Origin of the sequence: Deinococcus piscis (genome assembly GCF_014653275.1) — a bacterium.
Lineage (GTDB): Bacteria > Deinococcota > Deinococci > Deinococcales > Deinococcaceae > Deinococcus > Deinococcus piscis.
In genome coordinates, this window is sequence record NZ_BNAL01000003.1 from 78,309 (window position 1) to 100,500 (window position 22,192).

Consider the following 22,192-nt stretch of genomic DNA (forward strand, 5'->3'; position numbering starts at 1 on the left):
GCGGCAAAAGGCTGGCAGGCTCCCGTGGACGTACCAGGAGCCGGCCAGCAAAGGCGAATTTTACTCGGTTTCGTAGCCCAGAAGTTCCAGCAAACGCTCCAACTCCTCGCGGGAGCCGAAGTTGAGTTCAATGCGGCCTTTGTCTTCTCCGGTGATCTTGACGCGAGTGCCCGTTCGGCGGCTAAGGTCCACCTCAATCTGCCTGAAGGGGCGTGGTGGGTTCACCTTGACCGGCGCCGCTGCGTCGCGGCCCCGGCGCAGGGCTTCGGCCTCGCGGACATTGAGCCCCCGGCGGCGAATCTGGTCCAGCGCCCACAGGCGGTCCTCTTCCGGCTGGGCCAGGATGGCGCGGGCATGTCCAGCACTGATTTCTCCCGCTTCCAGAGCTTGTAGGGCCGTGTCCGGCAAGCTCAGCAGACGCAGGGCGTTGGCAACAGTGCTGCGGCCTTTGCCGACAGCCTGCGCGACCCCCTCCTGGTTCAGGCCGTGCTCCATCAGGGTCTTGTAGGCGCGCGCCTCTTCGAGCGGTCCCAGGTCCTCACGCTGCAAGTTCTCAATGATGGCGATTTCCAGGGCTTCACGGTCCGACAGGTCGCGGATGATGACCGGCAGCTCTTCCACGCCAGCCAGCTGTGAGGCCCGCCAGCGCCGTTCGCCCGCCACAATCTCGAAGGCGTCCCCGCGTGGGCGCACCAGCAGCGGCTGCAGGATGCCCTTTTCACGAATGCTCTGCGCCAGTTCCGCCAGGGCGGTTGGCTCGAACACCTGCCGGGGCTGATACGCCGCTTGCATTACCCGGCTGGTGGGCAGCAGCTGTACGCCGCGCCTTTCCTGCTCCTGTTCAGGTGTTTGCTCCGCTTCAGCTGCGCGGGACCGCGCTCCCTCTTTGCGGCTCAGCAAGGCGTCCAGGCCACGGCCCAGGCTAGGTTTCTTAGGACTTTTGGACACGCTTGGTCACCTCCTCGGCCAGACGCTGATAGGCGGCGGCCCCTAGCGAGTTCGGAGCAAACAGATTGATGGGCTGGGCAAAGCTGGGGGCTTCCGAGAGCCGCACGTTGCGCGGAATCACTGCTCCAAATACCAGCGGGCCGAAGTGCTGGCGCACCGTCGTTTCGACTTCTTGTGCCAGATTGGTCCGTCCATCGAACATCGTTAGCACCACCCCCAGGACCTGAAGCTGCGGATTGAGGCTTTCTTGCACCCGCTCCACGGTTTCCATGAGGCCCGCAAGCCCTTCCAGAGCAAAATACTCGGCCTGCAGAGGAATAATCAGCCGGTGGGCGGCAGCCAACACATTCACCGTGAGCGGTCCCAGGCTGGGCGGCGCGTCAATGATGGCCAGGTCATAGCCATTCACACTGGCCAGTAAGCGAGAGAGAGCGTCAGGATCATCGGCCAGTTCTACCCCGGCTCCAGCCAGGTCAGGTGTGGCGGGCAGCACGTCCAAGCCCGGCTGCACCGATGCCTGGATATAGCGGCTGACCTTGCCCGGCAGGCCCAGCGCTTCGTAGAGCCCTGCTTCGGCGTCGCGCAGGCCCAGAGCACTGGTGGCGTTGCCCTGTGGGTCCATATCCAGCAGAAGCACCCGCTGGCCCTGGGCGGCCAAATAAGCTGCCAGGTTCACCGCTGTGGTGGTTTTGGCAACGCCGCCTTTCTGATTGACAATTCCTATTATTTTCACAGTTGCTGCCTCGGTTGGTGGGATTGGGGGGGATCGGCCCGGTTTACTGCGGCCTGCTGCGGAGATGAATGGGGTTGGGGTTACCCCAGTGGCCGCTTGTTGGGAATACCCGTTCGCCGGGGGTAAGTCTCGGGGGTTTGGGCGACTTTTCGCAGCACAATCAGGCTGCGTGGGTCACTCAGCACCGGCAAGCTTCCGCTCCACTCGCTTGCCAGTTCTCCACCCACCTGCGCGGCGGCCCGCAGCCCGGCCTCACGCTCCTCCTGGCTCAACTGGGCTTTTTGGGCCACCAGCGTGCCACCCAGTTTCAGCAGTGGCAGCGCCAGCTCTGCCAGAACCGGTAATGCGGCGACTGCCCGTGTCACCACCACATCATAGCGGCCTCGGTGCTCTGGGTCGCGCCCGATTTCCTCTGCGCGTCCCGCCAGGCCGGTGACGGGTAAGCCCAGCTCCTCGGCTGTCCGTGCCACGAAAGCCACCTTTTTGGCGGTGGCGTCTAGGGCTGTGATGCGCAGCTGAGGTCTTACGATGGCCAGGGGCAAGGCGGGAAAGCCCGCGCCAGTTCCCAGGTCTAGCACACTGGCTCCAGCAGGCCAGTCTCCGGCAGCGAGGCAGCCCAACGAGTCAACGAAGTGCTTGAGGACAATATCGCGTTCATCGTGCAGGGCAGTAAGGTTCATTTGGGCCGAGCCTGCCAGCAGGCGGCGGTAAAGCTGCGCGAACGCTTCTTGCTGGGAGTCGGACAGCGCGACACCTGCTTCTTCAGCCGCTTGGCGCAGGAGGGCGCGGCCCGCTTCAGAAAGGGTGCCAGGCGGCGCAGATGGGGGAGACTCGGGGCCAGCAGACATCATTCTTGGAAGTATAGCGGGCGGCGAACACTTCGCCTTGTTTCACATGAAACATTTTGCCGACAAGATGTCCCATGTTTCATGTGAAACAAAATCCTGTCACCTGTCCCGCTTACTGGACCCTACCCCTTGGCGCTGCTTGAGATGGACCAGCAGGGCGCTGATATCAGCGTGCCGGACCCCTTGGATTCGGCTGGCCTGTTCAACTGTGGTGGGCGCATGTTTGAGCAACTTCTCACGTCCCTCCAGTGAGAGGGAGGGCACCGCACCAAAGTCCACCTCCCGCAGGCTTAGGCGTCCGGCTTTGGCTTCAGCGTCCAACTGGCGGCGGGCACGCTCCAGGTAGCCAGCGTACTTGACTCGGATTTCCACCGCTTCCTTTTCCTCACGGCTCAGGTCATGGAGGGGCACCACCTGAGCTTCAAGGTCTGCCAAAGAGACTTCGGGTCGCCGCAGGTGAACCTCGGCGGGCTTGCCTTCCAGTTTGTGTCGGGCCAGAGCCTGCATCCCGGCTTCCACACGGCGGTATTTGGCCTGCACGGCGTCCAGGCGGTCCTGGCCCACCAGGCCCAGCTCGCAGCCCAGCGGGGTAAGGCGCTCGTCGGCATTGTCCTGGCGCACCAGCAGGCGGTGTTCTACCCGGCTGGTCATCATGCGGAAGGGTTCATCACAGCCCTTGAGGATCAGGTCGTCCAGCAGCACCCCCAAGTAGCCGTCAGCGCGGCTGAAGGTGTGTTCGGGCAAGTCGGCGGCGCGGCGTGCAGCGGCGGTGCCAGCCACCAGTCCCTGCATGGCCGCTTCTTCATAGCCACTGGTGCCGTTGAGCTGCCCAGCTGTATACACCCCAGGTAGATGCCGTGATTCCAGGTTCATGGTCAGCCCAGTGGAGTCCACCACGTCGTACTCCACTGCGTAGGCATAGCGCTGAATCACAGCCCGCTCAAAGCCTGGCAGGGTGCGGACCAGGGTGTCCTGCAACTCTGGTGGCAAGCTGGAGGAAAAACCTTGCAGATACACCTCGCTGGTTTCCAGGCCTTCAGGCTCCACGAACAGCAGATGGCGGTCATGGTGGGCAAAACGCATGATTTTGTCTTCAATGCTGGGGCAGTAGCGAGCGCCAGTGGCGTCAATGTCACCTGCATACATGGCCGAGTTGCCGATGTTCTCGGCGACCAGCTGGTGGGTCAGCGGCGTGGTGTGGGTTTGCCAGGTGGGGGAGACTTCAGCCTGCGGCCCAGGAGTGCCGGTAAAGCTGCGGGCTGGCCGGTCTGCCGGAATCAGAGTCAGGTCTTCAAAGCGTACCGAGTCGGCCCGGACCCGTGGTGGGGTGCCCGTCTTGAACCGCTTGAGGCTGTGTCCGGCGCGCTCCAGCGCTCCGCTCAGGTAGCGAGAAGGTGGCTCGCCCTGTCTTCCCTCGTGGCGCGATTGCCGGCCATACCAGGTCACGCCGCGCATAAAGGTGCCCGCCGCAATGACCACACTGCGGCCCCAGAAACGGCGTCCGTCCGTGGTGATAACCCACCAGCCTCCTTGACCATCACTTTCCAGGTCAGCCGCTTCTCCGCGTAGGATGTCCAGTTCTGGTACGCCCAGTAGAGCGTCCTGGGCGGCGGTGGCATACAGGTCGCGCTCGTTTTGCACCCGCAGAGACTGTACTGCTGGGCCCTTGCTGGCGTTCAACACCCGCGTGTGAATCGCTGTTTGGTCGGCCAACGCAGGCATCAGGCCGCCCAGGGCCTGCAATTCAAAGACCAGCTGGCTTTTGCCTGGGCCACCCACTGACGGATTGCACGGCATCCGGCCAATGGTGGCAGGGTTGCCGACCAGCATGGCCGCCCGGCCAAATTTTGCGGCAGCCCAGGCGGCTTCGATTCCCGCGTGGCCGCCGCCGATCACTATGACGTTCCAGCGGTTGTTCATGCTTGCCAGCTTAGCTGCTGCGCAGGCGGTCCATTGTGTGCTAATGGGCGCAGTTGCGGTGGTTGAGGTGCCGTGTGCCCCCCACCCACTGTCATCTGTAAACCCTGCACAGCGGATGAGTACTTCCAAATAGGCCCTGTCCTCAATTCACTTGTCATAGGGCAAGCCAAAACGGCCAAAAGCTTGTCTGGCACGCTTCCTTGCGCCTTTTGTTCGCTCGCCTGTGCCCCCTTGCTGCTGAGCAAATTGGGTTATGATGACAGCGCACATCAACCCACAATTCATCTCTGCTGCCCCGCTCTGGGTTCTCCCAGCCAGCGGCACCGCCTGCGGGCACTGGTCAGGCGGTTTTGCACCGGCAGACGTTCAGGAGGCCAAGTCATGAAGATTCAACCGTTCACTGCGGAACCCATTCGCTGGGTGTCTGAGCAGGGCGAACCACTCCAGCCCCTGCCGGAGCGCTACACCCCCGACTTTCTGCGGGGGCTGTACCGCGATATGTTCCGCGCCCGCGAGTTTGACCGCAAGTTGATTACCCTGCTGCGCCAGGGCCGCACCAGCTTTTACGCGCAGGCCCACGGGATGGAGGCCACCCAGGTGGGCTTGGCCCGTGCCTGCCGCGCCGGGCATGACTGGTGGTGGCTGTATTACCGCGACCATCCCATCATGCTGACGCTGGGCGTGCCAATGCTTCAGCTGATCAGCCAGATTATGGGCACCAGCACCGATGTCTGTAAGGGCCGCCAGATGCCCCATCACTTCAGCGCGCCCAGCCACAATGTCGTTTCGATCAGCTCCAGCATCGCCTCGCAGGTGCCACCCGCCACCGGCACCGCAATGGCCCAGAAGTACCTGGGCACCGATGAAATTACCATCTGCACCTTTGGAGATGGGGCCACCAGTGAGGGGGATTGGCACGCTGGAATCAACATGGCCGCCGTGAAGCGTGCGCCGGTCATGTTTGTCTGTGAGAACAACCAGTGGGCCATTTCGACGGGCGTGGCAGACCAGACGGCCAGTGAGACCATTCATATCAAAGCCCGTGCCTACGGCATGCCCGGCTACTACGTGGACGGCAACGATGTGGTCGCCGTGCTGGAAGTGATGAGCGCTGTGGCTGAGCGGGTTCGCAGCGGTGAAGGCCCCGCCATCGTAGAGGCCCTGACCTACCGGGTGGGCTCGCACTCCAACGCCGACGCTGACGCTGAGAAGCATTACCGCACCCGTGAAGAAGTAGAGGAGTGGACCAGCCGCGATCCTCTGGACCGGATAGAGAAGTTGCTCGCGCACCTGGGAAGCCCCGTGACTGCCGAAGAAAAAGAAGCACTGGCCCAGGAAGTGAACGCCGAAGTGAGCGCCGCCATCGAGGAAGCGGCGGCCAGCGGCACGCCCAGTTGGGACGTGATGTTCCACGATATCTATGCCGAGCAGCCCCCGCACCTGGCCGAGCAGGAGGCTTACGTGCGGGCCGAACAGGAGGTAGGCGCATGAGCCTGATTGCAGAGGAGCAGATGGCTCGCAGCCCAGAGGTGAGCGGTGAAACCCGCACCATCAACCTGATTACAGCTGTGACCGAAGCGCTGGACGAGGAACTCACCCGTGACGAGCGCGTGGTGGTGTTTGGCGAAGACGTGGGCCCACGTGGCGGCGTCTTTATGGCCACGGCGGGCCTGACCGCCAAGCACGGCGAGCACCGCGTATTCAATACGCCACTATCCGAAGCGGCCATCGTAGGAGCGGCTGTGGGGATGGCGGTTCGTGGCATGCGCCCGGTCGCAGAAATCCAGTTCGCTGACTATATGGGCCCAGCCTTTGACCAGATTCTGTCGCAGGCGGCCAAAATGCGCTACCGTTCCGGCGGCAACGACACGGCCCCGCTGGTGATCCGCACGCCTTCGGGTGGGGGCGTCAAGGGCGGGCACCACCACAGCCAGAGCCCCGAAAGCTACTACGTCCACATGGCGGGTGTGCAGGTCGTGATGCCCAGCACCCCTTACGATGCCAAGGGCCTGCTCAAATCGGCCCTGCGCGGCGAGGACCCCGTAATTTTCTTTGAGCCCAAGCGGCTGTACCGCGCGGCCAAAGGTGAGGTGCCAGTTCAGGACTACACTGTGCCCATCGGCAAGGCGGCGCTGCGCCGTGAGGGGAGTGACCTGACCCTGATTGGATACGGCGGCGTGATGCCTGACGTGCTGGACGCTGCGCAGGCCCTGGCTGCCGAGGGTGTGCAGGCCGAAGTGCTGGACCTGCGCTCGCTGATGCCCTGGGACAAGGAAGCGGTGCTCAGCAGTGTCGCCAAGACAGGCCGGGCCGTGCTGGTCAGCGAGGCGCCACGCACCGCCAACTTTATGGGCGAGGTCGCTTACTCGATTCAGGAGGCCCTGTTCGACTCTTTGCTGGCCCCCGTGTTGCAGGTGGCTGGCTTTGACATGCCTTATCCCTATGTGCAGGACAAGATTTATCTGCCGAGCGGCAACCGTATTGCGGCGGCCTGCGTGCGGGCGCTGAACTACTGACCGTGGCCTGAGCTGCGGCGTGGTCAGGGCCCAGGAGCCCGGCTCGCCCCAGCGGACCCGGCTAAGTTTGCTGGCTTGGCCTTCAATAACTCCAATCAACCCCAGGCAACTCCAAAGAGTTCTGTTGCTAACCCCAAGTATGTGCACCGAGGTGACTGATGAAAGAAGTGCTGCTTCCCGAACTGGCCGAAAGCGTGGTCGAAGGCGAAATTCTCAAGTGGATGGTGGCGGAGGGGGACAGCGTCGCTGCTGAGCAACCCCTGTGCGAAGTAATGACCGACAAGGTCACGGTGGAGCTGCCGAGTCCTTTTGCGGGCACAGTGGCCCGCTTGCTGGTCAAAGAAGGCGATGTGGTGGCGGTTCACGCGCCTATCCTGCTGCTGGATGAAACGGGCGGCGCGGCCAGCAGTGCGGCGTCTGGAAGTGGCGTGAGCGGCGGTCAGACGCCCAGCCCCGAGCAGGCCATCCAGGGAACGGGCGAGAATCCGCGCACCGAGGGCGTCCAGCTGCCCCCGCAGGCCGAAGAGGAGCGCTCTATCGTTGAGGCGGGTCACATCGCCAAGGACGACGATTCCACCAGTCTATTCAAGGCGTTCGAGACAGGCGGCGCTGTGAAGGTGCAGGGCCTGAACCGGGGAGCAGCGGCCCCCGCCCAGGCTGCTCAGGAAGCTGGAGGCCCTGCGGCCCGCGCTGATGGCCGGGTTCTGGCAGTCCCTGCCGCCCGGCAACTGGCCCGCGAGATGGGCATTGACCTGAAGGACGTGCGGGGCAGCGGACCCAATGGCCGAATCCGCATTGCTGATGTGGCGCAGCACATCAAAGCCCAGGCTCCAGCGGCTGCGGGCAGCGCCCCGGCTGGCGGTCAGGGTGGCCTGCCGGTGGCTCCTGTGCAGTACCGCACGCCCAAGGGCTACGAGCACCTCGAAGAGCGCGTGCCGCTGCGGGGCATGCGGCGCGCCATCTCCAACCAGATGCTTGCCAGCCACCTGTACACCGTGCGGACCCTGACCGTAGACGAGATCAACATGACCCGGCTGGTGCAGTTCCGTGACCGCGTGAAGGGTGAAGCGGCGGCGGCAGGCGTCAAAATCAGCTATCTGCCGTTTATTTTTAAGGCGGTGGCGGCGGCACTCAAGAAATACCCCAGCCTCAACACGTCCTTTGACGAGGCGACCCAGGAAATCGTGCAGAAGCGCTACTACAACATGGGCATGGCCGTCGCCACCGATGCCGGTCTGACCGTGCCGGTGCTGCGTGATGTGGACAAGAAGTCGGTCTACGAGCTGGCCCGCGAGGTGGTGGACCTGGCTGCCCGCGCCCAGGAAGGCCGCCTGAAGAGCGACGAGCTGACCGGCAGCACCTTTGCCATCACCAACATCGGCTCCATCGGGGCGCTGTTTTCCTTCCCGATCATCAACGTGCCTGACGCGGCCATTTTGGGCATTCACTCCATCCAGAAACGGCCTATCGTGAATGACCAGGACGAAATCGAGATCGCCCACATGATGTATATCTCGCTGTCGTTCGATCACCGTCTGGTTGACGGTGCAGAGGCGGCCCGCTTCTGCAAGGAAGTGATTCGCCTGCTGGAGAATCCTGACCGCCTGATGCTCGAAGCCATGTGACCCTTGAAGGCTTACGCCGCGCCGGGGAGCTGCTTCCCGGCGCGGCGTGCATTCGGCCTGGACGTGCCCAGCGCTTTCTTCAGCCCAGCTGAAGGTTGCAGGGGGCTGGGTCACGTCGGCGTCAGCTTGACTGCTTATGCTGGGAGGACTGAAGGGGCAGTCCGCTGTGGGCTGCAAGAAGTCAAAGCGCTCACCTGCTGCACGGAGACATCAGGCTGCCGTGCAGAAATGGAGAACAAAATGAACAAGAAAATTGCTGGAAGCTGGTTGAAGGGGGCCGTGGCCCTGCTGGCCCTTTCTGGCCTGGGTGCGCCAGTCAGCGCCCTGAGTATGATGGTCTGGGATCAGGGCATGGAAACCAAGTTGGCTTATGGCGAGTTGGAAGGCGGCGTGATGCGCGGGCGAGTCATCAGCGACGCTACGGGCCGCGTGGTCGTCCTGTTTTCGCGCAGCGATGTGGAGCGCGGACGCGCGCAGTATTCGGGCCTGCGGGCACGCTACGAGGGCGAACTGCGCGGGGGGCAGGTCATGATCCGGGTGCCCAGCGGCTTGCAGTCCCTAGAGCAGTTCCTGGCAGCCTATAAACTGAAGGTCGAACTCACCGAGATTCCAGGAGGAAGATAAATGCTGCCGCAATTGCTGCTGGTCGAAGACGATCCCCATCTGGGGCCCTTGCTGCGTGACTACCTGAACGCGGATTATCAGGTTCACCACTCGGCTACGCTGCGCGCCGCCGAGGACTGGTTGGGCACCCATGCCCCGCAGCTGATCTTGCTGGACCTGAATCTGCCTGACGGGGACGGACTTGATCTGGTGGCGCGCCTGCGGCAGTATTCTTCGACGCCGGTGCTTGTGCTTTCGGCCCGCTCTGACGTGCAGCAGCGGGTGGCGGGCCTGAATGCTGGCGCTGACGATTACCTCACCAAGCCGTTTGCCATGCCGGAGCTGGAAGCCCGCATCACAGCGCTGCTGCGGCGCACTGCTTCGGGGGGCGGCGTGAACCTGGGCAACACCAGTCTTTCGACCAGTTCGCTCACCATGACGGTTGAAGGCGAGCACATCAACCTGACCGAGCACGAGGCGCGCATTCTGGAACTCATGATGCGGACCCCCGAGCGGGTCTTCAGCCGCGCCGATATCGAGTCGCACCTCTACGGCTGGGAGACGCCCAGCTCCAACTCTGTTGAGGTCCGTATCTCGCAGCTGCGCAAAAAGCTGGATGGGGCCGGGTCAGACCTGCGCATTCGCACCATCCGCAACGTCGGCTACGTGCTTCAAAGCTAGCGGAGCAGGAGAAGTTCGCCGTTGCCTGGGAGTCTATCCACGCTGAGCAGCGCCAAGGTGGCCTGGCACGAAAGCCTACGCTTCCGCCTGGCGCTCGCTTTTAGTTTGGTCACGTTGGTGCTGGTTACGCTGGTGGGCAGTGCCATGATGTCTCTGCTGCTAAGCGGCATGGACAGCCAATTTCAGCTGCGGCTGACGGACCGGGCCGATACCCTTTCGCAGCGCCTGAGTGATCCCGCAGCGGGCCTCGGCGAATCGTTGCCGCCGGTTCAGGGCAGTTTTTTTGCCATTGTGGACCAGGAGGGCACGGTGCTCCAGGTGCCGGACGACCCCACGCTCGCTTACCAGGTAGGCGAACGCTTTCCTTACCCGCTTGACGGCGACCTGACCATTTCTGGCGTGCCTTTTCGCGGGGCGTCGCGGGAACTGACTGGGTTCTCCGAGGGGCAAACCCTGTGGGTGGCGCTGCCCAGCGAACCGTTGACCGACGCCCGTGACGCTGCGGGCCGCGCCCTGTTGCTGGCGATGACCGTAACCCCGTTGCTGACGCTCCTGCTCGGCTATCTGCTTGGCCAGCGGATGCTGTCACACCTGGGCCGCGCAGCGCTGCTGGCAGACCGGATTGACCCTTCTCACAGCGTGGCGGCCTTGCCGCTGCCCGCGCGGCGCGATGAGGTTCACCGCCTGATCAGCGCCATCAACCGCCTGCTGGTGCGGATTGATGCCCAGCAGCACCGCGAAAAAGCCCTGCTGGGCCAGATCGTGCATGAATTGGGCGCCCCGCTGACCGTGCTCAAGGCCACACTGGACCGCGCTGGCGAGCGCACCGGGGACCCCGAAATTCAAAAAGCCGCCCTGGTGGCCGATGAACTGACTTTTACCACCCAGGACTTGATGCAGCTGGCCCGTGGGGAGCTGGACTTGAAGCTGGCGTGGCACCTGATCGGGGCGGCCTCCCTGCGAGACCGCCTGGAGCGCCTGGTGCCGGGCACCGACTATACGGGCGACTGGAATGGCATGATTCTGTGCGACCCTGACCGGCTGACGCAGGCACTACGCAACCTGCTGGCCAATGCGCGCCGCGCCGCCGGGGCAAGCGGACAGGTAACGCTGAACCTGCGGACAGCTGGGGAACAGCTGCATTTCACCGTGCGCGACACTGGCCCTGGCCTGCCTGCTGACCTGGGCGAGAGCATCTTTGACCCGTTTGTGAGTGGCAGTGGGTCCAGTGGTCTGGGCCTGAGCGTCAGTCGGCAGATTGCTGAGCTGCACGGCGGCAACTTGGTGGGGGGCAACAGCGCTGGCGGCGGCGCTGAGTTCTGTCTCAGCATTCCTGCGGTGCTGTTGGACGGCGAAGGGGACGAGGAAGACTCGGAGCCGGACCCTGAGGAGGCTTAGGCGCTCCCCTGGAGGCGTGGCCGCTGCTCCCTTATGCTGGATAGGTGAGCCTGTTCGCTCCTGTATCCACCACCCCGCCTGCCGCCGAACTGCTGGCCTTGCTGACCCTGCGCCTGACTCCAGGGCTGGGTCCACGCCGGATTGAGGCACTGCGGCAGCACTTCGGTTCAGCGCTGGGTGTGCTGGACGCTCCCCGTGAAGCACTGCGTGCCGTGCCTGGGCTAGACAGCCGCAGCGTGGCGGCGCTGGGGACAGCGGGCCCGCGTGAAGCTGCCGAGCAGGAGCTGGAGAAAGTGGCGGCGGCCCGGGCCCAGGGCAAGGACATCACCCTGCTGGGGCGTGGGCTTCCGGGCTATCCGCCGGCACTAGAAGCTCTGGGTGACCCACCCGCCGTGCTGTGGGTGCGTGGACCGCTGCCGGAGCTGCCGCCCACGCCGCCGGCGGTGGGGATTGTAGGCACCCGCAGTGCCAGCCCGCATGCCCTCAGCCTGACCCGGCAGATTGCCGCTGACCTGGCGGGAGCCGGGCTGGCCGTGGTCAGCGGCCTGGCGCGGGGCGTGGACACGGCGGCCCACAGCGCTGCCGTAGACACCGGGGGCCTGAGTCTGGGCGTGGTCGGGCACGCGGTGGACCGTGTCTACCCGGCAGAGAACGTGGACCTGGCCCGCCGCTTGACCCTGGTCAGCGAATACCCGCTGGGCACCGGTCCCAAAGCCCATCATTTCCCGCAGCGCAACCGCCTGATTGCCGCCCTCTCTGCTGGTGTACTGGTGGTGGAAGGCGAACTGAAATCCGGGTCGCTCATCACGGCCACCCATGCGCTGGAATGTGGGCGTACCGTGTTTGCGGTGCCGGGCCGCGCCGGTGACCTGCGGGCAGCTGGCCCCCACCGCCTACTGCGCGAAGGTGCCGTCCTGACCGAAACCGCCGCCGACATCCTGACCGAGCTGGGCTGGGCGGCAGGGGTGGCAGCGTCAGGGCACGCCGCACCTGAGCTGCCCCCCGAGCAGGCCGCCGTGTATGCCGCACTGAGTGAGCCACGCACGCTTGATGACCTGTCAGCCCTGACAGGCCTGAGCCTGACCGACCTGCAAACCGCGCTGATGATGCTGCAACTCTCTGGGCTGGCCGAGGACAGCGGCGGGCGCTGGCTGCGGCGTTAGCAGAACATCATAGATGTCAGAAGCAGCAGCAGACTGGACCCCAGCAAAAATGGAGTCAGGACGGGATGAAAGGTTTGGCGGTCAGGAACGCGCTGGCTGAGCAGGGGAGGGAGGCCGCCCACCAGCAGTAGCGCGGCTGAAAGGTGACGCAGCTTCTCGCAGCTGCGCAGCCAACCGGCCAGCCAGGGGAGCAGATACAGCTCCAACAGCAGGAGCCCGGCAACCATCAGGCCAGAGGCTACGTATTCAGCAGCGCGGCTGGATGGTGCCCCCGACCCTGTACCGCTTTTGCTGCCCTCCACGCTCAGCCCATGCGGTGGCGGTACACCAGCTGCCCGCCCAGCAACCCACCGGCCAGTGCCAGGCCCAGGCCTGCACCACTGAGAGCTTTGCCCAGCTTGCGCTGGCCCCGGCGGCGGGCCAGCAAGGAGCCGACATTCAGGAAGAAGGCTGTTTCGTTGAGCGCTCCGTGAATCAGGCCAGTGCGCCGCGCCTGGCCGCGTGCTGACGTCCACTCGGTCCAGCCGGTGGCGATGGCCCCCAGGCCGCCTACTGTGCCCAGCAGCAGGGCCGCGTCTGCCGCTTTCTCGCGGTGCTGGCGGTCCTCAGCGCTGCCGCCCAGTGGCGCAAAATCCAGCACCCCGGCAATCATCCAGCCGCCCAGCGGCAAATGTACCAGCGCTGGGTGCAGCGGGTGGCCCAGCCATTCGCCATGTAGGGTGTCTACCACGCTGTGCGGCAAGTGGCTCTGCACGCTGATCAGCGCCTCCTGCACTTCGCGTGAGAGCTGGTCTAGAGCGCGGTGTTCAGAAATCCGGTCTTCAAGGCGGTTGCTGGGGCTGGAGTCTGCAAAAGTCAGATTCATGTGGCATTTCCTCCTGAAGCGAAAGAAAAAAAGCGACGGTGTGGTTGACTGCAGTCTAAGCGGCCTGGAGATTCGCAGTCTCCGCCGCAGCTTGCCCGATGCTTTACACTCTGGGGTTGATGACGCTTTCTCCTTCCAGTTCGCGGGTGCCGCGCAGTCAGCCGCAGCCCGGCCACCTGTACGACGTGGCGGTGATCGGTGCGGGCCTGGCCGGCAGCGAGCTGGCCCTGCGCCTGGCCGGAGCCGGGCAAGACGTGCTGCTGGTCACGCAGGCGCTGGACCATGTGGGCAACCTGTACGCCCCCACGCTGGCCGGGGCTGCTTTTCCAGTGGAGAGCCGCCTGGGTGGATTGGCCGCCCAGCTGCCACAGGACGCCGACAGCTGGACCTTTCACCGGCTGCTGAAGACCCGGCTGGAAGTCACAGACGGTCTGCACCTGCTGCAAAGCACCGTGACCACGCTAGACGAGGAGGAGGCCAGCGGGCAGATAGAGGCCCTGGTGCGCCTCGGCACCTGGGAAGGCCCCGCCCTGACGGCCCGCCGCGCCGTGCTGGCGGTGGGCGCGTTTCTCAAGGGTCGCCTGCTGGTGGGCGACACCCTGGAGGACGCCGGGCGGCTCTCCGAAGTCGCCTACGACTTCCTGGCCGATGATCTGGCCCGCAGTGGGGTGTACCTGACCGGCAGCGCACAGGAAGCCGCCGGGGTACAAGGAGCGCCGCCCTATGAGGTGCGTTTCCTGACCCTGGCAGCAAGTGAGCTGGACGGCTTCCGGGTGGAGCGCTTCAGTGAGGTGTACGCCCTGGGCCGCTGCACGCCGCAGGGGGACACCTACCGCCGCGTGCTGGAAGACGCTGCCGCCCTGGCCGCCGAGCTGACCGAGTCCAATAGGGGAGAAGCATGATTTACCGCCTGGGTGATTTTCAGTTTCCGTCCGCTCCTGAGGGGCTGTATCCGCAGACGCCGCAGCGCCCCTGGGTGCTGGAAGTGGGCTTCGGTGATGGGCGCTTCTGGCCGCACTACGCGCAGACCTTTGCCGAGGTGCCTAATTACCTGGGTGTGGAGATCAGCGGAGTGTCGTTGCTCAAGGCGCACCGCCGCCTGAGGGACGCGGGTCTGGACAACGCCATCTTGACCAAGTTGCCCGCCGAGGTGTTGGTGCGTGAAGTCGTGCCGCACGGTGCGCTTGACTTGATGGTGGTCAATTTCCCCGATCCCTGGCCCAAAGCTGGACATGAGGAGAACCGTCTGCTACGGGCTCCTTTTTTCCAGTTGGCGGCCAGCCGCCTGAAACCCGGCGGCGCGGTGCTGCTGACCACCGACCATGACGAATACTTCGAATTTGCCTGCGCCCAGGCCGAGGCCAGCGGCGTGATGCGGGTGGAGCGGACCGAGCCGCCTCCTGCGGCCCTAGAAACCAAGTACGCCCTCAAGTGGCGTGACCTGGGCCTGGCGGCGCAGCACGCCCGCTTTGTGCCCACTGCCCACCCCAAAGTGCCGCACAGCGGCTACGCGCCTTATCCCCCCCAGGAGGATTCCACCGTGCCCCACAGCATTGTTCGGCTGCCTGCCGAGTTTGGCCCCCAGAGCTTTAGCAAGCACACAGCCCGCGACCCGCGTGGAGCCTGGACCGTGGTGCTGCTGGACCTATACGCCAGCCTGCGCCGCAGCGGGCATGGCCCCAACTGGGTGGCACTGGCCCACGTGGTGGAAGGTGACTTGACCCAGGAGGTCTTGATTGATGTGACCGCCCGTGAGGACGGCAGTACCCTGGTGCGGCTGGGGCGATTTGGCGGGCCAATCATCACACCCGGGGTCAAGGCGGCGGTGGGGGTCTTGACGGACCGCCTGGCCGAGCTGGGCGCGGAAGTGCAGCACCGGGGCTACTGACCAGGCCGCCCTGGCCTGGTCGGCGCTCAGCCCTGGCGAATGGCGTGAATGGACGGTGTGCTGGGTAGCGCTCCCAGGTCCAGCGCGGCCCAGTGCTGGTGCGCAGTCACCACCGGCACATTCAGCCGCGAAGCCATCGCCAGGGCGTAGCGGTCCCCCAGCGACAGGCCCGACTGCGGTCCAAGCCCAGCCAGGCGGGCTGCCAGGTCAGCGTCTTGGTCCTGGCCCACATCTATGCGAATCACTTTTTTGAGGCGGGCAGCAACCAGGTCTGGCTCGTGCACATCGCTGCGGCGCGACAGCTGGGTCAGCATCTCGGTCCAGGTCACGGCGTGCATGGCGGAATACTCCAGCAGTTCGGCCACGCTGCTGGCACCTTCTTTGTTGAGGACATAACTGAGCAGCGAGCTGGCGTCCAGCACACAGCGGGTGGGCGGTGTCATGTGCAGCATTGTAGACTGCCCGTCTGCCATGACTCTTTCAAGCACCGACCCTCACTTTGGCCGGCAGCCCATGAGTGCTTTGCTGCCTGCTCTGCGCCGGGCACTGGCAGCAGAGTCGGAGGTCAGTTTCAGTGTGCCCGACCCAGACCTGGGGGTGGGACAGTACGCAGGCGAGCTGGGACCGGCGGGGCCGCACCGCCCCTGGGCCGTGTGGACTGATCTGGCTGATCTGCTGGACGCACACCTGATGGTGGGTGAGCGTCAGCCTGGTGGTCAGGTCCAGCTGACCCTGCGCCGCCGCACGTACAGGCTGGACCCTGACCGAGACTACAGCGCGGGCAGCGAGTTTGCCCGCGTGGACAAACTGGAAGACCCCACTTTTCTCTTCACGCTGGTCGAGGCGCTGCGCCGGGTCAGCCCGCCGGACGGGGGCCGGGTGCTGGCGCTGGGTGTAGGCACGGGACGCGAGCTAGACGCCCTGGCGCTGGCCTTTCCAGAGCGGCAGTTGGACGTGCTGGGCCTGGACCTGGACATTTCGGCGCTGGCCGCCGCCCAGGTGCGGCATCCCACCTTTAACTTTCGCCAGCAGGATATTGGGGCACTCCCGCAGGATCTGGGCCGCTTTGATCTGGTGCTGGCCCTCAGCGTGCTGCAAAGTCGGGGGGTGCCGCTGGACAGTGTGCTGCGGACCCTGCACCGCCAACATCTGACCCCGGGCGGCGGCCTGGTGCTGGGCTTTCCGAATGCCCGCTACAGCGGCGGTGAGCTGAGCTACGGAGCGCGGCTGCGCAACTTCGCCCGGCCTGACCTCAGCCTGCTGTTTGCAGACGTGGCCCAGGTTCGGCGCTACCTGAACAAGCACGGCTACAAGGTCTTCGTGACCGGCAAGTATGAGGTGTTGGTCACTGCCATTCCTGGCGGAGCCATCACACCAACAGGACTAGAGCTGTAGAGCAAAAAGCTGCCGGAGAATACTGTTCCGGCAGCCCATAGGACAGAATTACTTCTGAATGTCCTGCATATTCTTCTCTAGCTCGGCCAGCTTTTCCTGGGGGTCGGCTTTGGGGTCCAGGCCGTTGGCATCGGCGTCGCCGGTTGCGCCCTGCATGCCCTCAGTGATTTCAGCCTGCTGGTCGGTGTCCACGTAGCCGCTGGTGGTCGTTTCCTTGGTGTTGTCGGTCATGCCCCATTCTCTTCTCCTCTCCGCTGCCTTTGCTGAGTCGGAGCCCAACTGAGGATGAACAGCGGCGGCCTGCACCGTGACCGCCTCGCCCAGCAGCCGCGACATCATGGTCTGCGCCGCTGCGGGGTCGCCCGTCACGTAGAACTGCACTGGAGCTGCCTGAGCCGACGTTGCGGGAGCCAGTGCGCCGCGTTCCTCCAGCACCCGCGCGGTCTGCCGGGCCACAGCGCTGCCGCTGTCGACCAGCGTGAACTGGTCCTTGAACTCGCGCCGGATGCTACCGGCCAGAAAAGGGTAATGCGTGCAGCCCAGCACCAGCTGGTCGGCCCCCGCTTCGGCCAGGGGACGCAGAAGTTCGCGCAGCAGGGCGCGGGCGTCACTGCTGTCGGCTTCGCCCCGCTCCACCAGGGGCACCAGTTCGGGGCTGGTGGTCAGCAGCACCTGCACACCGCGCGGCGCGGCCCACTCGGCCACAGACCCCTGCAACTTGGAGCCGCGCAGGGTGGCGGGGGTCGCCATGACGCCGATCACGCCGCTGCGGGTGTTCAGCGCCGCTGGCTTGACGGCAGGCACCAGCCCCACAATCGGCCAGCTGGGAAAGGTGGCCCGCAGGTGCTGTAGGCCGTAGGCGGAAGCGGTGTTGCAGGCCACCACCAATGCTTTGCAGCCCCGGTCATGCAGCCAGTGGGCCGCCGCTTCGGTGAGCTGGCGGATGTCCTCATCGCTGCGGCTGCCGTATGGCAGGTGCGCGGTATCGGCCAGGTAGCAAAAACGCTCGTGCGGCAACTCGCGGCGCAGCTCGGCCAGGACGCTCAGGCCACCCACCCCACTGTCGAATACCCCGATGGGCGCTGCCTCATTCACCGCGTCATCATAGCGTCCGGTCTGCCCAGGCAGGGGCGCTGCTGCACCCGCTCAGGCCCCGTGGACCCGCGCCCGCTTCTCGGCCTCAATGGCCCGCTGAAGCTCGGTAATCTGCCGCAGGATGCTGGCCTGCTGGGTAGGCGGCGCTTCAAGCAACTGCGACTTGAGTAGCTTGACCTCGCCGCGCAGGGACTCGATGCTCAGCCCGGTCTGAATATCGTCCACCGCCGCTGCCGCGTAGGTCTGCTGCTTGGCCTCGTACTCCTCGTGCCCGGCCCGTGAGATGTTGCCGCTCTGGCGCGTTTCGAACATCAGCCGAATCAGTTGGCCCTCTTCCGGCTGGCCCCGGAACACGCTCATGATGTCGTCGGTGCTCTGTGCCCCCTGGGCCGCCAGCATGACCTTGCGGACCAGTTCGTTGCGCCAGCCCAGGGTGCCGTCCAGCTTGGCCAGCAGCCGGGGATCCACCAGCAGTTGCCGCAGCAGGGCCAGCTCGCGGTCTTCTTCATGGCCGCCCTGGGTCATGCCTGCCAGGTGGGTGTCGGTCAGGGTGCGCCGCTTGGCCTTGGAGCCAATCCAGTCCAGCAGGGCCTGCGGGCGGATGTCCAGCAGTTCGCATACCTTGGCGCGCATCTGGTCGGCCCCCTCGTCCAGTGGGTCCAGGTTCTGCATCCGTGGCAGCAGTTCCATCAGGATTTTGCGCTTGCCGTCGCGGCTGTCCAGGCCGTACTTGGCGCGGGCAGCCTGCACCCGGTAGTCAATCTCGTTCAGGCCGCCCTGAAGCGCCCGCTCGATGCTGGCGACGTCGCCTTCGCGCAGGGCGTCGGCGGGGTCTTTGCCGCTGGGCACCGAGGTGGCCCGCACCTGAAAGCGTGCCCCCACCGTCTGGTCCAGTCCCGACAGGGTGGCTCCCAGACCCGCCTCATCACGGTCAAACATCAGCACCAGCTCGCGTGCGCCGAGGCGTTCCAGCAGCGCAGCGTGCTCGGCGGTGAGCGCCGTGCCCAGGCTGGCCACAGCCCCTGCGAAACCATGCTGTTGCAGGGCGATCACGTCCATGTAGCCTTCGGCCACGATCAGCGGCTGCCCACCTTTCAGCACACTCCGGGCGCGGTGCAGGCCGTACAGCAGCTCGCCCTTCTTGAAGGCGTCCGTCTCGGGAGTGTTGAGATATTTGGGCTTGGAGTCGTCCAGCACGCGCCCGCCAAAGCCCACCAGCCGCCCCAGATGGTCGCGGATGGGGAACATCACCCGGTTTCGGAAGCGGTCATACACCCGGCCCTGGTCGTTCTGGGTGAGCAGGCCAGCGTCCAGCAGGCTGCGCTCACTCAGGCCGTGGGTGCGGGCGTGTTGTAGCAGACCGTCCCAGCCGTCCGGCGCAAAGCCCAGCTCGAAATCCTCAATGACCTGCGCGGTCAGGCCCCGGCCCTGAAAATAGGCCAGGGCCGGGGCCTGACCGCGCAGGTGGCTGCGGAAATACTGGAGTGCGAAGTCATTGACGTCGTACAGGTCGCGGCTGACCCGCTCACCGTACTTTTGCTCCAGCTGTACGCCAGCCCGCTCGGCCAACTTGCGCAGCGCGTCTCCAAAACTGAGATTTTCAGTTTCCTGCACAAACTTGAACACGTCCCCGCTGGCCTTGCAGCCAAAGCAGTGGTAGTAGCCCTGCTCGGTATCCACCTGAAAAGAGGGCGTCTTTTCCTTGTGAAAAGGACATAGGCCCTTGAGCCGTCCCTTGCCTGCCGGAGTGAGGCTGACATATTCACCGATGACGTCCGCGATATTCAGCCGGTCGCGCACGTCTTCTTTGGTTCCGATGTCTGCTCACCTCCTCCGGCAGCCCCAGCCAAGCGGGGCAATTCAGCCGCAAAAACAGCGCCAATTGTGACATTGGGGGCTTTTGCGGCTTGCTTATCTACCTTACGCCGGGGCCCGCCACTTAACCGAGAGCTTGCCCACTTGACAAGTGCGGGTGCAGGCACAGTGAACTGAAGGCCCGGCCAAGACCATCTAAAAGCGGCTTGACGGCCCGGTCACAACTTTCAGGCACTGGCGCGGCAAATTAGATCTATGATCAACGCAAAACTGCAAGGCAAAAAGATCGCCATCCTGGCCACCGACGGCGTCGAAGAAATCGAGCTGACCAACCCCCGGGAGGCCATTGAGGCGGCGGGCGGCAGCTGCGAGCTGATCAGCCTGAAGAGTGGGCAGATTCAGAGCATGAAGGGTGACCTGGAGCCGCAGGCCAAATACGCCGTGGACAAGACTGTGGCTGAGGCGAACGTGGCTGACTATGACGGCCTGCTGCTGCCCGGCGGCACCGTGAACCCCGACACCCTGCGCCTGGACAAGGCCGCTATGCAATTTGTGCGTGACGCCTACGACCAGGGCCTGCCCATCGCTGCCATCTGCCACGGGCCGTGGTCGCTGAGCGAAACCGGGATTGCCCAGGGCCTGAAAATGACCTCCTGGCCCAGCCTCCAGCACGAGCTGAAGCTGGCCGGTGCCGAGTGGGTGGACCAGGAGTGCGTGACCGATAAGGGCGTGGTCACCAGCCGCAACCCTGATGACCTGCCCGCCTTCAACAAGAAAATGATTGAGGAGTTCGCCGAGGGCAACCACAGCAGTCGCCGCCAGTAGGTGCGTAACCCCCGGTCCTTTTCGGTCCCGACCTCCCTACCTGGGAGGTTTTTTTGGGGCTTTCTTGGAGCAGAGATGAGAGCAGGCGTCCGGAGCGTCTGGACATCTGCCGCGCTCCGCCTGACGGTACCCTGGGCCGCTCCGGTACAGTGAAGCCGTGGAAAACGACAATCTGAAACGCACGCCGCTGCACGCGGCGCACCTGCGGGCCGGTGCCCGAATGGTGCCGTTCGGCGGATGGGACATGCCAGTGCAGTACGCGGGCCTGAAAGCCGAGCATCAGGCCGTGCGCGAGAACGTGGGCATGTTCGATGTCTCGCACATGGGCCAGTTCCGCTTTAGGGGGCCCGGCGCACTCGACTTCCTGCAACACGTCACCCCCAACGACGTGAGCAAGCTGCGTCCTGGCCGCGCCCACTACAACTGGCTGCCCAGCGAAGAGGGCGGCCTGGTGGACGACATCTACATCTATCAAGCAGGCGAGCAGGATTACCTGATGGTGGTCAATGCGGGCAACATCGCCAAAGACTGGGCGCACCTTCAGGCCCAGGCGGGCAGCTACGACATGCAGATGACTGATGAGTCGGACCAGTGGGTTTTGCTCGCCGTGCAGGGGCCCAAAGCCGCTGCCACCCTGAATGAGCTGACCGACGCCGACCTGATTGCTGCCAAGCGCAATTCCTTCTTTGCGGGTCGCCTGCTGGACCACGACGTGTTTTTTGCGCGGACCGGCTACACCGGCGAGGACGGCTTTGAGGTGTTCGTGCGGGCCGAAGAAGGCGAAGCCCTGTGGGACGCACTGCTGGCTGGGGGCATCACGCCCGCTGGTCTGGGTGCCCGCGATACCCTGCGCCTGGAAGCGGGCTTTCCGCTCTACGGCCACGAGTTCAGCGAGGACATCCACCCCCTGAGCAGCACCTACGCCTGGGTGGTCAAGGACAAGCCCTACCTGGGCCGCACTAAGATGGACGAGGCTCCCCGCCAGAAACTGATCGGCCTGAAGCTGGACAAGATTCCCGTGCGGGAAGGCTACCCGGTCATGCTGAACGGTGAGAATGTCGGCGTGGTGACCAGCGGCAGCACCAGCCCCACCCTGGGCCACCCCATTGCGATGGCCCTGGTGGACGTGGCCGCCGCAGACGCTGAAGCGTTTGAAGTGGAAGTGCGCGGCAAGCGCCATCCCGCCGGGCGCACCGAGTTGCCCTTTTACAAAGCCAAGTAGCCCCAGACCGCCGTCCCCTCCGCCCCCACACTTTCAAGGAGAATCCTGACATGACCAACCCCACCGAACTGAAATACGCTTCCTCCCACGAATGGCTCGCCGGGGACGGCAAAGTCGGTATCACCCACCACGCGCAGGACCAGCTGGGCGACGTGGTGTACGTGGAGCTGCCCGAAGTGGGCCGCGAAGTGACCGCCGGTGAAGCCGTGGCCGTGGTCGAGTCGGTCAAGACTGCTTCTGACATCTACGCTCCCGCCAGCGGCAAGATCGTGGCCGTGAACGAAGACCTGGAAGGCAGCCCCGAGAAGGTCAACGAGAGCCCCTTTGAAGGCGGCTGGCTGTTCCAAATCGAAGTGAGCGAAGAAGGCGAAGGCCTGATGGACGCCGCCGCTTACGAAGCCGAAAACGGCTGAGCGCCAGCTTGGAAGCCACAAGCTCTGGCCCTGCACATGGCTAAAGCTTGGTGGCTTTTTTGCTGGTCCGCCTGTCTGTCTGTGTTGTCCAGTTTCCAGAGACAGACACCGTATCGGTGACTTCATTTCTGCGGCGGGTGCTGCCCAACTGCGCCGAGTGCGACAATTCAGCCCTGTGCGGCAGTTTTAGCCTGTGAATCAGGCCCCTTTCCCGAATTATCTATCGCCCGCGCCCTGGC

General features: G+C 64.6%; 22 protein-coding genes. 13 read left to right on the forward strand and 9 right to left on the reverse strand.

Annotation, left to right across the window (positions count from 1 at the left end):
* Positions 1-60: 60 nt before the first annotated feature.
* From IE158_RS02140 to mnmG, 4 genes are all read right to left on the reverse strand, one after another.
* Positions 61-948: a ParB/RepB/Spo0J family partition protein gene (locus IE158_RS02140; RefSeq protein ID WP_189642025.1), complete on the reverse strand. Its 888-nt coding sequence runs from the start codon at positions 946-948 to the stop codon at positions 61-63.
* Positions 932-1,681 (reverse strand): ParA family protein, encoded by a 750-nt coding sequence (locus tag IE158_RS02145; protein WP_189642026.1) that lies wholly within the window; start codon positions 1,679-1,681, stop codon positions 932-934. Before IE158_RS02145 ends, IE158_RS02140 begins: the two co-directional genes overlap by 17 nt.
* A gap of 80 nt (positions 1,682-1,761) precedes the next feature.
* Entirely contained in the window at positions 1,762-2,529 is a 768-nt protein-coding gene (rsmG, locus tag IE158_RS02150) for a 16S rRNA (guanine(527)-N(7))-methyltransferase RsmG (protein ID WP_189642091.1), read from the reverse strand.
* Between the two features lie 99 nt (positions 2,530-2,628).
* Positions 2,629-4,449 carry a tRNA uridine-5-carboxymethylaminomethyl(34) synthesis enzyme MnmG gene (gene mnmG / locus IE158_RS02155; RefSeq protein WP_189642027.1) on the reverse strand — a complete coding sequence of 607 codons (1,821 nt, stop codon included), beginning with the start codon at positions 4,447-4,449 and terminating at the stop codon, positions 2,629-2,631.
* A gap of 381 nt (positions 4,450-4,830) precedes the next feature.
* Between mnmG and IE158_RS02160 the strand changes: the two genes are divergently transcribed.
* The 7 genes from IE158_RS02160 (at position 4,831) to dprA (ending at position 12,435) form a co-directional block, all read left to right on the forward strand.
* Entirely contained in the window at positions 4,831-5,940 is a 1,110-nt protein-coding gene (locus IE158_RS02160) for a thiamine pyrophosphate-dependent dehydrogenase E1 component subunit alpha (protein WP_189642028.1), read from the forward strand.
* On the forward strand, positions 5,937-6,965 hold the full coding sequence (locus tag IE158_RS02165; RefSeq protein ID WP_308430665.1) for an alpha-ketoacid dehydrogenase subunit beta: 1,029 nt from the start codon (positions 5,937-5,939) through the stop codon (positions 6,963-6,965). The genes IE158_RS02160 and IE158_RS02165 overlap by 4 nt, the downstream gene beginning before the upstream one ends.
* A 158-nt stretch (positions 6,966-7,123) precedes the next feature.
* Positions 7,124-8,590, forward strand: coding sequence for a dihydrolipoamide acetyltransferase family protein (locus IE158_RS02170; protein WP_189642029.1), 1,467 nt, complete (start codon positions 7,124-7,126; stop codon positions 8,588-8,590).
* A gap of 240 nt (positions 8,591-8,830) precedes the next feature.
* Entirely contained in the window at positions 8,831-9,214 is a 384-nt protein-coding gene (locus tag IE158_RS02175; protein ID WP_189642030.1) for a hypothetical protein, read from the forward strand.
* Positions 9,215-9,874 (forward strand): response regulator transcription factor, encoded by a 660-nt coding sequence (locus IE158_RS02180; protein ID WP_189642031.1) that lies wholly within the window; start codon positions 9,215-9,217, stop codon positions 9,872-9,874.
* Between the two features lie 57 nt (positions 9,875-9,931).
* Entirely contained in the window at positions 9,932-11,272 is a 1,341-nt protein-coding gene (locus IE158_RS02185) for a sensor histidine kinase (protein WP_229838841.1), read from the forward strand.
* A gap of 44 nt (positions 11,273-11,316) precedes the next feature.
* Positions 11,317-12,435, forward strand: coding sequence for a DNA-processing protein DprA (dprA, locus tag IE158_RS02190; protein WP_189642033.1), 1,119 nt, complete (start codon positions 11,317-11,319; stop codon positions 12,433-12,435).
* Here the strand turns inward: dprA and IE158_RS02195 are convergent.
* Positions 12,432-12,662 (reverse strand): hypothetical protein, encoded by a 231-nt coding sequence (locus IE158_RS02195; RefSeq protein ID WP_189642034.1) that lies wholly within the window; start codon positions 12,660-12,662, stop codon positions 12,432-12,434. The two genes, dprA and IE158_RS02195, sit on opposite strands and share 4 nt — an antisense overlap.
* Before the next feature lie 77 nt (positions 12,663-12,739).
* Positions 12,740-13,300 carry a DUF2231 domain-containing protein gene (locus IE158_RS02200; protein ID WP_189642035.1) on the reverse strand — a complete coding sequence of 187 codons (561 nt, stop codon included), beginning with the start codon at positions 13,298-13,300 and terminating at the stop codon, positions 12,740-12,742.
* A 119-nt stretch (positions 13,301-13,419) separates the two neighbouring features.
* Here IE158_RS02200 and IE158_RS02205 point away from each other — a divergent pair, with 119 nt between their 5' ends.
* Together IE158_RS02205 and trmB are read left to right on the forward strand one after the other, a co-directional pair.
* The gene (locus IE158_RS02205) at positions 13,420-14,202 is read left to right on the forward strand and encodes an FAD-dependent oxidoreductase (protein ID WP_229838842.1); all 783 of its coding nucleotides are present in this window, start codon (positions 13,420-13,422) and stop codon (positions 14,200-14,202) included.
* Positions 14,199-15,188: a tRNA (guanine(46)-N(7))-methyltransferase TrmB gene (gene trmB, locus IE158_RS02210; protein ID WP_189642037.1), complete on the forward strand. Its 990-nt coding sequence runs from the start codon at positions 14,199-14,201 to the stop codon at positions 15,186-15,188. Before IE158_RS02205 ends, trmB begins: the two co-directional genes overlap by 4 nt.
* Positions 15,189-15,214: 26 nt before the next feature.
* On the opposite strand, the gene IE158_RS02215 is transcribed toward trmB, so the two are convergent.
* The gene (locus IE158_RS02215) at positions 15,215-15,631 is read right to left on the reverse strand and encodes a PIN domain-containing protein (RefSeq protein WP_189642038.1); all 417 of its coding nucleotides are present in this window, start codon (positions 15,629-15,631) and stop codon (positions 15,215-15,217) included.
* A 28-nt stretch (positions 15,632-15,659) separates the two neighbouring features.
* On the opposite strand from IE158_RS02215, the gene IE158_RS02220 reads away from it, so the two are divergent.
* The gene (locus tag IE158_RS02220; protein WP_189642039.1) at positions 15,660-16,583 is read left to right on the forward strand and encodes a class I SAM-dependent methyltransferase; all 924 of its coding nucleotides are present in this window, start codon (positions 15,660-15,662) and stop codon (positions 16,581-16,583) included.
* Positions 16,584-16,631: 48 nt separating this feature from the next.
* Here IE158_RS02220 and murI read toward each other — a convergent pair whose 3' ends face one another.
* Positions 16,632-17,678 carry a glutamate racemase gene (murI, locus tag IE158_RS02225; RefSeq protein ID WP_189642040.1) on the reverse strand — a complete coding sequence of 349 codons (1,047 nt, stop codon included), beginning with the start codon at positions 17,676-17,678 and terminating at the stop codon, positions 16,632-16,634.
* 51 nt (positions 17,679-17,729) lie between these two features.
* Positions 17,730-19,478, reverse strand: a complete 1,749-nt coding sequence (gene dnaG, locus IE158_RS02230; protein ID WP_229838843.1) for a DNA primase — start codon at positions 19,476-19,478, stop codon at positions 17,730-17,732.
* A 270-nt stretch (positions 19,479-19,748) separates the two neighbouring features.
* On the opposite strand from dnaG, the gene IE158_RS02235 reads away from it, so the two are divergent.
* From IE158_RS02235 to gcvH, 3 genes are all read left to right on the forward strand, one after another.
* The gene (locus tag IE158_RS02235) at positions 19,749-20,318 is read left to right on the forward strand and encodes a type 1 glutamine amidotransferase domain-containing protein (RefSeq protein ID WP_189642041.1); all 570 of its coding nucleotides are present in this window, start codon (positions 19,749-19,751) and stop codon (positions 20,316-20,318) included.
* A gap of 157 nt (positions 20,319-20,475) precedes the next feature.
* On the forward strand, positions 20,476-21,540 hold the full coding sequence (gene gcvT / locus IE158_RS02240; RefSeq protein ID WP_189642042.1) for a glycine cleavage system aminomethyltransferase GcvT: 1,065 nt from the start codon (positions 20,476-20,478) through the stop codon (positions 21,538-21,540).
* 50 nt (positions 21,541-21,590) lie between these two features.
* Positions 21,591-21,953 carry a glycine cleavage system protein GcvH gene (gcvH, locus tag IE158_RS02245; RefSeq protein WP_189642043.1) on the forward strand — a complete coding sequence of 121 codons (363 nt, stop codon included), beginning with the start codon at positions 21,591-21,593 and terminating at the stop codon, positions 21,951-21,953.
* Positions 21,954-22,192: the final 239 nt, after the last annotated feature.

Coding starts and splice junctions, on each gene's coding strand:
- IE158_RS02160 (WP_189642028.1), top strand. CDS start 4,831: ATGAAGATTCAACCGTTCACTGCGGAACCCATTCGCTGGGTGTCTGAG.
- IE158_RS02195 (WP_189642034.1), bottom strand. CDS start 12,662: ATGGTTGCCGGGCTCCTGCTGTTGGAGCTGTATCTGCTCCCCTGGCTG.
- IE158_RS02175 (WP_189642030.1), top strand. CDS start 8,831: ATGAACAAGAAAATTGCTGGAAGCTGGTTGAAGGGGGCCGTGGCCCTG.
- IE158_RS02170 (WP_189642029.1), top strand. CDS start 7,124: ATGAAAGAAGTGCTGCTTCCCGAACTGGCCGAAAGCGTGGTCGAAGGC.
- IE158_RS02180 (WP_189642031.1), top strand. CDS start 9,215: ATGCTGCCGCAATTGCTGCTGGTCGAAGACGATCCCCATCTGGGGCCC.
- IE158_RS02205 (WP_229838842.1), top strand. CDS start 13,420: ATGACGCTTTCTCCTTCCAGTTCGCGGGTGCCGCGCAGTCAGCCGCAG.
- IE158_RS02215 (WP_189642038.1), bottom strand. CDS start 15,631: ATGACACCGCCCACCCGCTGTGTGCTGGACGCCAGCTCGCTGCTCAGT.
- trmB (WP_189642037.1), top strand. CDS start 14,199: ATGATTTACCGCCTGGGTGATTTTCAGTTTCCGTCCGCTCCTGAGGGG.
- IE158_RS02220 (WP_189642039.1), top strand. CDS start 15,660: ATGACTCTTTCAAGCACCGACCCTCACTTTGGCCGGCAGCCCATGAGT.
- rsmG (WP_189642091.1), bottom strand. CDS start 2,529: ATGTCTGCTGGCCCCGAGTCTCCCCCATCTGCGCCGCCTGGCACCCTT.
- IE158_RS02235 (WP_189642041.1), top strand. CDS start 19,749: ATGATCAACGCAAAACTGCAAGGCAAAAAGATCGCCATCCTGGCCACC.
- IE158_RS02165 (WP_308430665.1), top strand. CDS start 5,937: ATGAGCCTGATTGCAGAGGAGCAGATGGCTCGCAGCCCAGAGGTGAGC.
- IE158_RS02200 (WP_189642035.1), bottom strand. CDS start 13,300: ATGAATCTGACTTTTGCAGACTCCAGCCCCAGCAACCGCCTTGAAGAC.
- mnmG (WP_189642027.1), bottom strand. CDS start 4,449: ATGAACAACCGCTGGAACGTCATAGTGATCGGCGGCGGCCACGCGGGA.
- gcvH (WP_189642043.1), top strand. CDS start 21,591: ATGACCAACCCCACCGAACTGAAATACGCTTCCTCCCACGAATGGCTC.